The 12,761-nt window shown below is 63.2% G+C and carries 8 protein-coding genes; 3 read left to right on the top strand and 5 right to left on the bottom strand.

Annotation, left to right across the window (positions count from 1 at the left end; genetic code table 11):
• From GGQ88_RS17390 to GGQ88_RS17375, 4 genes are read right to left on the bottom strand one after another with little or no spacing between them, the layout of a single operon-like run.
• Entirely contained in the window at positions 1–882 is an 882-nt protein-coding gene (locus tag GGQ88_RS17390) for an LOG family protein (RefSeq protein WP_183614738.1), read from the bottom strand.
• A 24-nt stretch (positions 883–906) separates the two neighbouring features.
• Positions 907–1,251, bottom strand: coding sequence for a hypothetical protein (locus GGQ88_RS21390; RefSeq protein WP_246386233.1), 345 nt, complete (start codon positions 1,249–1,251; stop codon positions 907–909).
• Positions 1,248–2,603 (bottom strand): alkaline phosphatase family protein, encoded by a 1,356-nt coding sequence (locus tag GGQ88_RS17380; RefSeq protein WP_183614737.1) that lies wholly within the window; start codon positions 2,601–2,603, stop codon positions 1,248–1,250. Before GGQ88_RS17380 ends, GGQ88_RS21390 begins: the two co-directional genes overlap by 4 nt.
• Positions 2,604–2,605: 2 nt before the next feature.
• Complete coding sequence (locus GGQ88_RS17375) at positions 2,606–4,903, bottom strand: TonB-dependent receptor (RefSeq protein ID WP_183614736.1); 2,298 nt, start codon at positions 4,901–4,903, stop codon at positions 2,606–2,608.
• A 177-nt stretch (positions 4,904–5,080) separates the two neighbouring features.
• Between GGQ88_RS17375 and GGQ88_RS17370 the strand changes: the two genes are divergently transcribed.
• Together GGQ88_RS17370 and GGQ88_RS17365 are read left to right on the top strand one after the other, a co-directional pair.
• Entirely contained in the window at positions 5,081–7,240 is a 2,160-nt protein-coding gene (locus GGQ88_RS17370) for an RNA degradosome polyphosphate kinase (RefSeq protein WP_246386230.1), read from the top strand.
• Positions 7,241–8,701, top strand: coding sequence for a Ppx/GppA phosphatase family protein (locus GGQ88_RS17365; protein ID WP_343057265.1), 1,461 nt, complete (start codon positions 7,241–7,243; stop codon positions 8,699–8,701). It begins immediately after the preceding gene.
• On the opposite strand, the gene GGQ88_RS17360 is transcribed toward GGQ88_RS17365, so the two are convergent.
• Complete coding sequence (locus GGQ88_RS17360) at positions 8,702–12,073, bottom strand: PAS domain-containing hybrid sensor histidine kinase/response regulator (protein WP_221214748.1); 3,372 nt, start codon at positions 12,071–12,073, stop codon at positions 8,702–8,704. It lies immediately after the preceding gene.
• 297 nt (positions 12,074–12,370) lie between these two features.
• Between GGQ88_RS17360 and GGQ88_RS17355 the strand changes: the two genes are divergently transcribed.
• A complete protein-coding gene (locus GGQ88_RS17355; protein ID WP_183614734.1) occupies positions 12,371–12,700 on the top strand; it encodes a hypothetical protein in 330 nt (109 codons plus the stop codon).
• Positions 12,701–12,761: the final 61 nt, after the last annotated feature.

Here is a 12,761-nt window from a genome sequence, read left to right as displayed (position 1 = left end):
TCAGTCGCAATCGAGGTCGTAGAACTTGACGATATGCGCCCAGGCGTCATCGGCGGTATCGACCAAGGTAAACAATTCAAGGTCTTCGAAGTTGATCACGCCTTCCTCGGCCAGTGCCTGGAAGTTGATCACCCGGCTCCAGTAGTCCTTGCCGAACAGCAGCACCGGGATCGGCTTCATCTTGCCGGTCTGGATCAGGGTCAGCAGCTCGAAGAATTCGTCGAAGGTGCCGAAACCGCCGGGGAACACCGCGACCGCGCGGGCGCGCAACAGGAAGTGCATCTTGCGCAGGGCGAAATAGTGAAACTGAAACGATAAATGCGGCGTGACATAACCGTTGGGTGCCTGCTCGTGCGGCAAGACGATGTTGAGCCCGATCGATTCCTGACCGGCCTCGGTGGCCCCGCGATTCGCTGCTTCCATGATCGACGGCCCGCCGCCCGAGCAGATCACGAACTGACGCTGGCCGTTTTCGACGATCCCGCACGAACTGGCGGTATGCGCCAGTTTGCGTGCTTCTTCATAGTACTGCGACTTGGCGACAAGCCGCTCGATCACCGCCTTTTTCTCAGGCGTGGTCGCTGTGGCGAGCGCGGCTTCGGCCATCTCTGGCGATGGGATCCGGGCCGACCCGTAGATCACCAGCGTCGATCCGATTCCCGCTTCGTCGAGCAGCATGTCCGGCTTGAGCAGTTCCAGCTGGAACCGCACCGGCCGCAATTCCTCGCGCAGGAGGAAATCGGTATCGCGGAACGCCAGTCTGTAAGCGGGGTCCTGCTGCTGCGGGGTGGTTCGGGGCTGGCTCTCGACGAAACCGGCTTCCTGCTCGGCCTTGTAGAACTTGCCTTTGGTCAGCTCGTGCTGCTTTTCTTCTTCTGTCATGGCCCTTAAGTCGGACCAACAGGCTTAAAGCGCAAGGGGCCGCCGGTCACGAGCCCTGCCGCGCGGTACTTCCTGGAACGGCAGATCGTCGTACGCCGGAGAAAAGCCCAGCGTCTCGTAAATCTCGCGCAGCAAAAAAGGAAACGCGTCGCCCGCATCCTCATGCACATGCGCGCATTCGCCGAGGAAGTTGTCGAACGTGCGATAAAGGCCGCGTTTCATAAAGTCCGATGGATCGGTTGTGCTCTTGGATTCGTCTTGGCGCGCGCCGCGATGATTCGCCAATTGCATTCCCGCTTGGTCAAGAACCCGCAACACGACAGGCAGACCGCGCGCAGGTCGGGGCGCGCAGTCTGCCCGGTCGGTCATGGCGCGATAACCAGCGGTTTTGCCTGCGCTTCTGTCAGGGCCACACCAAGCTTCGCGGCAAGCGTCGGTGCTATTGCGCGCATGTCGATCTCGCCAAGGTTGCGCCCTGCAGCAACGCCCTTGCCCATGATCAGGAAGGTCGAGCGCATCTCCGGCATGGCAGGGAAATAGCCGTGCATGCCCTTGTAGCGCGACGGTTTGACGAGCGGCGCATCTGCGGCAAAGCCGCCAGCCAGCGCGCCGGGCTTGAGATCGACGAAGAACGCGGCCTCCGGGTTGCCGCCCATCTTCGTGATTTCGGCTTGCCCGACAACACGCGCAATGCGGTTTTGCGGATCGCCCGCGAGTGAACGCAACAAGGCCCCGACCTTCTCGGTCAGCGCGGCATCGGCGGGTCGTGCGAGCACGACCGCAACCGAGCCTCCCGATGACCACGGCATTGCCTCCCACGTCGCCACCTTGCCATCGGCTCCCAGCTTGATCAGCCCCGCATCGATGAACGGGCGGAACAGGTTGATCTCGGTGTCGGTCCCGACAAAGCCATGATCGCTGACCACCGCCACCGTCGCATCGGGGTGTGCCGCCAACTCTGCAGCAACCAGCTTGCCAACGGCGGCATCGAGCCGTTCGAGCACGGCATTGGCTTGCGGCGAACCGGGCCCGAACAGGTGCTCCTCATGGTCAAGCGCTGCCAGATAAACGGTCGTGAATTGCGGCTTCTTCGTTTCGATCAGCCGCGCGGCAAACTTCGCGCGGGTTTCGTCGGCATCGATGCCTTCGTCGATGCCACCGGCATAAGCTCCGCAATCATGTTCGAGCGCATCGTAAAGGCCATCGGTCGACAGCGCGCTGAGCAACTTGCGGTCGTCGCCATGGCCCGAACGCCAGATCTGCGGCAGGTTCCACGTCAGCGCCTTGGTGCCGACGCTGACCGGCCAGTGGACGTTGCCCGTTGACAGCCCGGCCTTGTGCGCGGCGTCCCACAGCGTTTCGGCCTTGATGTCCTGCGCGTACCAGTACCACCCGCCGTAGTTGATCTGTTTGGGATCGAAGGTGTTGTTCGAGACGATGCCGTGGCGGGCGGGCGCGACCCCGGTGATCAGCGTGGTGTGGCTGGGGTAGGTCACTGTCGGCAGGTTGCCGGTTACGCCCGCGGCGTAAGCACCGTCCTTCAGGAAACGCCGTAAGTTCGGCACCTTGAGTCCGCGCTTCTCGGCCTCGAGGATGTCACCGGGGCGCAACCCGTCGATCGAGATGAGCAGGACGGGTTCGGCCTTTGCGACGACGGGCGCCGCACTGCCAAGCAGTGCGACGCCCGCGACGAAGGCCTTCGCGGTCGAAAGGCCCCCCATCGTCAGAAGCCCGCCTTGAGCGTGACGAACACCTGGCGCGGTGCGGCCGCCAGCAGCGTCTGGTTGTCGCCGCTGAAGCCGAAGCCGTTCGACCCGATCGTGGCGACGTAGCGCTTGTCGAACAGGTTCACCGCGTTGAGCTGCAGTTCAACCGGCTGGCGCTGGCCGATATCGAGGCGGTAACCCACCGTAGCATCGACGAGCGCGCGTCCGGGCACCGACATGTCATTGAGATAAGTGAAGTACCGCTTAGACATGTAGTTTACGCCGATGCGACCGAACGCCGTATCGCTGTCATACGAAAGTTCGCCATGAAGCAGATGCTTGGGCGTATCGACCACGGACTTGCCTGCTGTGGGCAACACGGTGGGGACCGCGCCCGTGGTGATGGTCACGTCATCGCGATAGGTCGTGTCGTTGTAGCTGTATGATGCGAACGCACCAAAGCCGCCGGGCAGTTTGACGTCGAGCGCGGCTTCGAGACCCAGCGCCCGAACCGAGCCGACGTTCTGCAGCACGTTGGCCGATCCGACGATACCGACCGAGGTAGGAAGAACCAACAGACGGTCGCGGAACTTGACGTAGTAACCCGCAAGCGACGCGTTGATTATACCGGTGCTGTAACGCAAGCCCGCTTCATACGTGTCCGAGCTTTCCGGCTTGAGCGTGCCCTTGATCTTGTTGAACCCGGCCTGGCTGGTGGAGAACGGCCCGCTGGTTGCCGACGCTTGGAACGCACGGGTAACCTGCGTGAACCCGGCGAAGGCTTCGACGCCGCCGCCCAGCTTGTAGTTCAGGCCAACATGCGGCTGGAACCAGTCCTCAACCTTGATGTCACCCGTGGCGAGCCCGCTGGTGTTGACCAACGCAAAGGCGTTGGTGTCGACCGAGAACCCCTTCCAACCAAGGTTCACCTTGAGGTCACCCAGGTTAATGTCGTCGTTGACGTAATACTGGATGGTGTCGGTTTCGAACGCGATCGACCACTGCGTGAAGATCGGATTGCTCTGGAACTTCAGGTGATCGCGGCCGGGGTTGGTGCGGCTTTCGTAGCCGTAGAACTTGCGCGACTGGATGAAGTCGTTCTTTTCGTACCAGCCGCCGACGGTGAGGTTGTTGGCGCCGTACGTGTTCGAGATCGAAGCAAACACACCCTTGCGCTTGATGTCGTACTCGGTCGTGCGCAGCGCCATCGGCACGCCGCTCGGGCTGTTAACGTAAGGGCTGCCCCACGTGCCCTGACCGTCGTTCTCGTGGTAGTAGCCCTTGACCTTGAACACGGCAGTGTCGGCAAACGGCACCGTCAGGCCGAGCGAGGCAAGCGTGTCCTTGCGCAGGCCCGAAGCGTCGTAATAGGCATCGTCCGCAGTCGTAATCGGCGCGGGATAGGTGGTGCCGGCGGCGGGGTTGAGCGGCGTCGTACCACTGTCGCCACGGTTGGCTGCAATGTCGGCAACCTTGATGGCCAGCGCATAGTTCGAAGGGCCGAAGTTGTCCCAGTCATAACCGAGGCGGTTCAACTGGGCGAGGCTGAGATCCTGATAATCCTGCTCGGCCCGGTCGGAATAGCTGATCGTGCCGTCCAGTTCGACGTCATTGCCCAGCGGCACAATGCCCTTGGCGTTGACCATGAGGGTGCGCTGCTTACCGTCGCCCTTCCACTTGTCGCCGTCCTGATACTGGACCGAGGCGAACGCGCGCGCGCCATCTGCTGTGCCAAGGCCGACACGCGCAAACCCGCGCCACGTATTGGCCGAACCGTAGGAGGCGCTGAAATCTGCTCCGAGCACATCCTTGGGATCGACCGAGAAGAATTCGAGCGTGCCGCCCAGGTTGTTGGTCGATTGCGCGGTGATCGAGCCCGAACCCTGGCTGACGCGGGTTACGCCGATGTTCTCAGGTGAGATGGCGCGGCTGATATGCAGGCCATTGCTGTTGCCATAGGACATGTCACCCAGCGGGATGCCGTCGAGATTGAAGCCGAGCTGGTTCTGGTTGAAGCCGCGGATGGTGATGCGCGTTGACCATTCGTAGTTGCCAAAAGCATCGGCGGACTGGAAGTTGACGCTCGGCAGCTTCTCGATCGCCTTCAGCGGGCTGGTGCCCGAGGCGAGGATGGTCAGTTCTGCGGTCGAAAGCTCCTGCACCTGACGGGTCTGGCCCTGCCCGAGCACGACGATCTCTGCTTCACCGCCATCGGCCGCAAGCGCGGTATCTGCTGCGGGGGCGGGTTCATCTGCGGCAAAGGCGGGGCTGACGAAAAGCGAGGTGCTGGCAAGCAGCACGGCGACGATACGCATGGTTTGATCCCTCATACGCCAATTGATCTGGCAGATGATCCGCTAGCCCTTCGCTGTTGCAGCATCGTGCCAGTTCGGCGACAGATCAGGGACGCATATTTGACAATCGATTGACGGCAATCATCCGCGACACAGCTGTCACGTAAGTGTAACGCGGTGTGCGCAATGGACGAAAACATGTCGGTAGAAAAACAGCACGCGGTCTCAGGCGAACTGCCACCCGTGCATGAGCGATTCTTCAATCGCGAGCTGAGCTGGCTGGCGTTCAACCGGCGCGTACTGGCCGAAGCGGTCAACCCCGATTACCCACTGCTGGAACGGCTGCGGTTCCTGTCGATCAGCGGCAGCAACCTCGATGAATTCATGATGGTGCGCGTGGCCGGGATCGCCGGGCAGGTGCGCCGGCAGATCGACGAACTGTCGATCGACGGGCAAACTCCGCAGCAGCAACTAGGCGCATTGCTCGATGCCGTAAAGGCATTGGTCGATGCCCAGCAACTGGTGCTGGCAGACCTTGGGCGCGAGCTGGGTGCGGCAGGCATCCGCCTGATCGACAACGACCCGTTCTCCCGCGCCGAAGCGGAATGGCTGCGCGATTACTTCGAGGAACATGTCGTCCCGGTGCTGACCCCGCAGGCGATCGATCCGGCGCACCCGTTCCCGTTCATCGCCAATCAGGGCACCGGGATCCTGTTCCAGATCCAGCGCAACGCCGACGGTGCCGGGGTGAGCGAGATGATCCTGATCCCGCCTGCTCTGCCGCGCTTCGTGCGGCTACCGGGCGAAAAGGCTTCGTGGATCGGCATCGAGGAACTGGTGCGTCGCCATGCGACGCTGCTGTTCCCCGGCTTCCGCATCCTCGGCCACGGCGTGTTCCGCGTGTTGCGCGACAGCGACATCGAGATCGAGGAGGATGCCGAGGATCTGGTGCGCTACTACCGCACGGCAATCCAGCGGCGACGCCGGGGCAAGGTCATCATGCTCCAGCTGCAGGAGGACTTCGATCCCGATGCCGAGCGTCTGCTGCGCGAGCAGTTACGGCTCGATTATGCGCTGGTGATCAAGAGCAAGGGCCTGCTGGCGATCAACGGACTTGCGACCGTGGTCGACGAGGATCGCCAGGACCTCAAGTTCGATCCCTACAACCCGCGCTATCCCGAACGCGTTTTGGAACACGATGGCGACTGCTTCTCGGCCATTCGCGAGAAGGATCTGGTGATCCACCACCCCTACGAAAGCTTCGAGGTGGTGATAGACTTCCTGCGGCAGGCCGCCGCCGACCCCGACGTCGTGGCGATCAAGCAGACGCTATACCGCGCGGGCAAGCAATCGGCAGTGATCGCCGCGCTGATCGCAGCGGCAGAGGCGGGCAAGTCAGTCACCGCCGTCGTCGAACTGAAGGCCCGCTTCGACGAAGAACAGAACCTGATGTGGGCGGCGCAGCTAGAGCGCGCGGGCGTGCAGGTGATCTATGGTTTCGTCGACTGGAAGACCCACGCCAAGGTCAGCCTCGTCGTGCGGCGTGAAGGGGACGGCTACCGGACCTACTGCCACTTCGGCACCGGGAACTATCACCCGGTAACCGCGCGCATCTACACCGATCTGTCCTTCTTCACGGCTGACACGCGCATGGGCCGCGATGCCGGGCAACTGTTCAACTTCGTCACCGGCTATGTCGAGCCCAAGCACACCGAACTTCTCGCGATCTCGCCGATCAACTTGCGCGAAAAGCTGTACGAATGCATCGACCGGGAGATCGCGCTGGCAGCCAAGGGCCGTCCCGCGACAATCTGGGCGAAATTGAACCAGCTGACCGATCCCGACCTGATCGACCGCCTCTACCTCGCCAGCCGGCAAGGCGTCGAGGTACGGCTGGTAGTGCGAGGGATTTGCTGCCTCAGGCCCGGTGTGCCCGGCCTGTCGGAGACGATCGAGGTCAAGTCGATCATCGGTCGGTTTCTCGAGCACAGCCGCATCTGGGCGTTCGGCAACGGCGCGCGGATGCCCAACAAGCGGGCGCGCGTGTTCATCTCGTCGGCCGATGCGATGAGCCGCAACATGGGCCGCCGCGTCGAGGTGCTGGTGCCGGTGAAAAACCCGACCGTGCACGATCAGGTTCTGGGTCAGGTCATGCTCGCCAACCTGCTTGACACCGAACAGAGCTGGGCGTGCGGCCCCGACGGCAAGTACGTGCGCTTTGAAAAAGGCGCCCAGCCTTTCAACCTGCACCGCTATTTCATGACCAACCCGTCGCTTTCAGGACGCGGCGCGGCGCTTTCCCGGGGACGAAAAGTGCCCAAGCTTGCGCTCCGGCGCGGCGTGGCCCACCGTGGCTGAGTGAATCACATAAGCGTGCAGAACCGGACTTTCGCGTGGGACACGGCCCGCGCGGTCATCGACATCGGCTCGAACACCGTGCGGCTGGTCGTCTACGGCGGGCCGCTGCGTGCGCCGGTGTCGCTGCTCAACGAGAAGATCACCGCCAAGCTCGGCAAAGGTGTGGCCGAAGACGGTCGCCTGACCGAAAAGGCGATGGCCAACGTGTTGACGGCGCTGGCGCGCTACAAGGCGCTGATCGACCTTGGCGGCATCGGCTCGGTCGACGTCGTCGCCACTGCCGCCGCGCGTGAGGCATCGAATGGCCCGCAGTTCCTCGACCGGGTCCGCGCGCTTGGGCTCGAACCGCGCCTGCTGTCGGGCGTCGAAGAAGCCGAGATCAGCGCCAACGGCGTCATCGGCGCGTTTCCAGGCGCGCACGGCATCGTCGCCGATATGGGTGGTGGCAGCCTCGAACTTGTCGATATCGCCGACGGCGCGACCAGCCACGGCGTCAGCCTGCCACTCGGTTCGCTACGCCTGCCGGCACTGCGCGCAGGCGGAGATCGCAGTTTCGTGCGCAAGGTCGGGACGATGCTGACGAAGGCCGACTGGGATGCGGAGCCCGGTGCTACGCTCTACCTCGTCGGTGGGTCGATGCGCGCCTTTGCGCGCGCTGTCATGGTCCGCCTCGATTGGCCACTGGAAGATTCCCACGGGTTCACCCTCGATGCCGCAAAGGCGTTGGAAATGGCGCGCGCGCTGTCGCGGCGTGGACAGATTGCACGACCGATCGATGGGGTCTCGGGCAACCGCCTTGCCAGCATCCCGGATACCGCCGGACTGATTGCGATCCTGTTGCGCCAGCTGCAGCCCGGCCGGATCGTGTTCTCGTCGTGGGGCTTGCGCGAAGGACTGCTGTACGGCGATCTGCCTGCAGTGGTACAGGCGCAGGACCCGCTGATCGCCGGGGTCACCGACTACGTCTCGCAATATGCCATTACGCCCGATGAAGGCGATGCGGTGGCGCGCTGGATGGCAGACGTGGTACCACTCGCCCGCACCCCGCTTGGCCGTGCTGCCATAATGCTGTGCCTTGCGGCGGGTCGGATCGAGCCGAACCTGCGGCGCGATGTCCCACGCGCGTGGGGCTTGCGCAAGCGCTGGATCGGCATCGATGGCGCGGGCCGCGCGATCCTCGCCGCGGCGTTGCAGTGCAATGTCGCCAAAGCCGGTCACGACACCCACGACTTTGAACTGCTCGCCTCACCCGAAGCCTTGCGCGACGCTCAGACGCTGGGCCTGGCGACCCGGCTGTGCCGTCGCCTGACCACGGCCTGCGTGGGGCTAGTCGAAAAAACCGCGCTCGAACGGCATGACGGTAGGCTCCTGCTCAAAAGCAGCGAGCCTGCGTTGATCGGGGACGGCGCGCTGCGCGATCTGAAGGACCTTGCGCAGCATCTTGGACTGACAGCGGGCTGATCACACCCCGTCGATAATCTCGGTGATCTTGGCCGCAAGTTCGGTCATAACGAACGGCTTGGTGATGACTTCCATTCCCGGCTCGAGATGCCCGTTGCCGACCGCCGCGTTCTCGGCATAACCGGTGACGAACAGTATCTTGAGGTCCGGACGAGTCAGCCGCGCAGCGTCAGCCACTTGCCGCCCATTCATGCCACCGGGCAGCCCGACATCGGTGATCAGCAGGTCGATCTTCGCGTCGGACTGCAGGATCTTGAGCCCTGACTGCCCGTCGTGCGCCTCCAGCGGAAGGTAACCCGCCTCCTCCAGCACATCGACGATCAGCATCCTGACGGTCGGCTCGTCGTCGATTACCAGCACGACCTCGCCTGCCCCCATGGTCGCGATCTCGGCTTCAGAAATTAGCGCATCGTCTGCAACCGCGCCGGTGTAGCGCGGCAGGTAGAGGCACATCGTGGTGCCCTTGTCGACTTCGCTGTAGACGCGGATCTGCCCGCCCGACTGGCGCACGAAGCCATGGATCATCGACAGGCCGAGGCCGGTTCCCTGCCCGATCGGCTTGGTCGTGAAGAACGGATCGAAAATACGCTCGACGATGTCCTTGGCGATGCCGGTCCCGGTATCGGTTACGCAGATCGAGATATATTGCCCGGGCGTCAGATCCCGTTCGCGCGCTCCGCGTTCGTCGAGCCACTTGTTCGCGGTTTCGATGGTGATGCGTCCGCCGCCCGGCATCGCGTCGCGCGCGTTGATCGCCAGATTCAACAGCGCGCTTTCTAGCTGCCCTGCATCGACCCGGCTGGGCCATAATCCCGCTGCGCCGACCACTTCCACCTCGATCGCCGGACCGACGGTGCGCCCGATCAGGTCTTCCATGCCGTGAACCAGGCGATTGACGTCGGTAGGTCGGGGGTCGAGCGTCTGGCGGCGCGAGAATGCCAGCAACCGCTGGGTCAGCGCTGCCGCGCGTTGGGCCGAGGATTGCGCACCTCTGATGAACCGGTCGAGCCCCTCGTTCCGCCCCTGCGACAGGCGGCGTTCGATGATCTCCAGCCCCCCGCTGATCCCGGCGAGCAGATTGTTGAAATCGTGCGCGATACCGCCTGTAAGTTGGCCGACGGCTTCCATCTTCTGCGATTGCCGCAACGCCTCCTGCGCTTCGATCAGTTCGGCCTCGCGCGCCTTGTCATCGGTCAGATCGCGGCCGACTGCGATGAAGTATTGCCCCCCCGGTTCGGGAGAAACCGTCCAGCCGATCGGCCTCCATACGCCGTCCGCCGCAAGGATGCGGCTTTCGAACCGTGTCGGAAGTCCTGTGCTGCTCATTTCCGAAAGAGCCGACGTGATCGTCTCGATGTTCTCAGGATGGATGATATCGCCGTAGGGATCTGCCAGAAGCTTTGCTTCCGGCCAGCCCAGGACCTTGGTCCACGCCGGGTTCACCGCAACGAGATTGCCAGCGTAGTCGGCCCTTGCAAGCAGGTCTTCGCTCAGCGTCCACAGCCGGTCGCGCTCCTCCTGTGCAGCCACGTCGTCGGTAATGTCGCGCCCGCTGCAGTAGACCATCCCGTCTTCGGGCACACCAGTCCAGCTGATCCACCGGTAGCTGCCATCCTTGCAGCGGTAGCGGTTGGGAAAGCGGATTGCGGCCTGCCCCTGTTGTGTCAGCAGGAAGCCACCCTCAGTCGCCTCGACGTCTTCGGGGTGAAGCAGTTCGAAAATCGACTGCCCCGCAACCTCTTCCTCGGTCCAGCCGAGCACGGTCAGCCAGGCGGGGTTCGACGTGACGAAGTAGCCTTCGGAATTGAGCGCGCCCAGCAGGTCAGGACTGACCTGCCAGGTGCGACCGCGCGCCTGCGTCCGCTCGATGACTTGGCGCTCGAGATCGGCGTTGAGGCGACGCAGGGCTTCTTCGCCGCGCACCTGATCGGTGATATCGTGCCCCTCGACGAATATCCCGGTTATCGTACGGTTCTCATCGAAGATCGGCTGGTACACGAGATTGAGGAACCGCCGCTCCAACGGACCTCCGGGCGCTCGCTGAATATCCGCCTCGACCTTCCGGCCGACGAACGGCTGACCTGTCCTGTAGACCTCATCGAGCAATTCGAAGAAGCCCTGGCTGCCGATCTCGGGCAAGGCTTCACGCACTGTCCGGCCGATCGCGTCACGATGGCCGATCAACTGATGATAGGCTTCGTTCATCGATTCGAAGACGTGGTCCGGTCCGCTCAGAATACACATGAACCCAGGCGCGCGGCGAAACAGTTCGCGCAAGTTATCGCGCTCCCGGGTGCGCGCCTCGACTTCGGTCGAAAGCATCTCGTTCGCGCGGCGCAGCGCCTGTTCGGCCTCCTCGCGCAGCGCCACCGCTTCGGCAAGCGCCGCGGCGCGCCGCCGCGTGGCATCGTAGGCTTCTGCGCTGGCCAGCCCCGATGCGATCTGCCCGCCCAGCAGCTTGAGATATCCAAGGTAATCGTCGTCGGCCAGCAGATGCGGATTGAGCCCGACGACGATCGCCCCGTGCGCAGTCTCGGCGCCCTGACGCTGCAACTTGACCACGACCGCCCGCTCAGGCGGCCGCGACCACGATCCGGTCGGCAATCCTTCCAGCCCACGCAGGTCGAGCATCGCGCCATCTTCATCGAGCGACCAATCGCCCCCCTGCCCCAGCACGACGTCGCGCGGGATGCCTTCGTGTACGGTCTCGAACCCGGTGAAGTCGATCAGGGTCGCGCGGATATCATCGAACAGGTAGGTGAGGCTGAACGGGATATCCTGAGGATTACCCTGCATCACTGCTTGCGCCGCGCCAAACACATCGAGTGGCGACTCGGCGCTGGTCAACTGGCGCGAAAGGTCGCCGAGGGATTCGAGACGCCGACGGTCGATGACGCGCTTGGTCTCCTCGACCACCGCGCAGAGCAGCCCGCCGACCGACCCGTCGTCATCGAATACCGGGCTATACGAGAACGTGTGGTAGGTTTCTTCAGGAAAACCGTTGCGCTCAAGCAGTAGCGGCAGAGCCTCGCTCCATGTCGCCTCGCCCTTGTCGTAGACCTGACGGATAAGCGGCTCGATGTCGGACCAGATCTCGGCCCACAATTCCCGCGTGGGCATGGCCAGCGAGCGGGGGTGTTTGCTCCCCAGCGTGGGGCGGTAAGCGTCGTTATAGAGAAACGCGACGTCCTTACCCCAACCGAGCCACATATCGAACTTGCTGGTCAGCAGAATGCGTACCGACGTTTTCAGCGCTTGCGACCAGCTTTCGACCGGCCCCAACGCGGTGTTTGCCCAATCCGTCTGCCGCATGAGCGTGGCCATCTCACCAGTGCCCGGAAATACCTCTGGCGGGCGGACGTGTTCGTTCAAGTCGGTCTCGCTTTCGAAAGAAGCTGATCTTTTGGATGGCGGACGCTGGAAGCAAAAACGGCGGCGCTAGCACCAAACGTAACAAGCCCGTTTCGGTTGCAAGATACGGCGGCTTTTTTGAGCCCGGCGCACATCGCCCCAGCCCGTTTGATCACAGGCCGGGTGAAATTGAAGTTTTCGTGAACGGCGATGACAATCTTGCCGCTCGCTTATATGGCCGCCGCGATGAGGGCGCTTCGGTCAATTTTCCTGCAAAGGCGGGGGCTAGCAATGACGTTGCTGGCCTTTGCCTTGTGCATGAAAGCGCTCGTCCCTGCAGGCTTTATGGTCGAGGCCCGCGCGACATCCCTGACCGTGCTGGTTTGTGCAGACTCTACTGGTGCGCGCGGAGCGATAGAGGTCGCCATCCCCAAGGCCGAGCGCAAGCACGGCGCGGACGCCAAATCGCACGAGGCCTGTCCGTTCTCGGTCCTGAGCCTGGCATCGACCGGCGGTACCGACTCGATCCAGCTTGCGATCGCATTGGCGCTCATCCTGCTGCTCGGCGTGCTCGCCACGCCGCGCCTGCGACTGGTGCCGATGCGCCATGTCCTGCCGCCACAGTGCGGCCCGCCAGCGTTGATCTGACACCGGTCAAAGACCTCACCTCCCGGATCAATCGCCAGATCGCATCACGCGGCAATGACCG

The sequence above is a fragment of the Novosphingobium hassiacum genome, from assembly GCF_014196055.1.
Lineage (GTDB): Bacteria > Pseudomonadota > Alphaproteobacteria > Sphingomonadales > Sphingomonadaceae > Novosphingobium > Novosphingobium hassiacum.
Note: the sequence above shows the minus strand (reverse complement) of the source record. Positions and strands in the feature narration are given on the sequence as shown.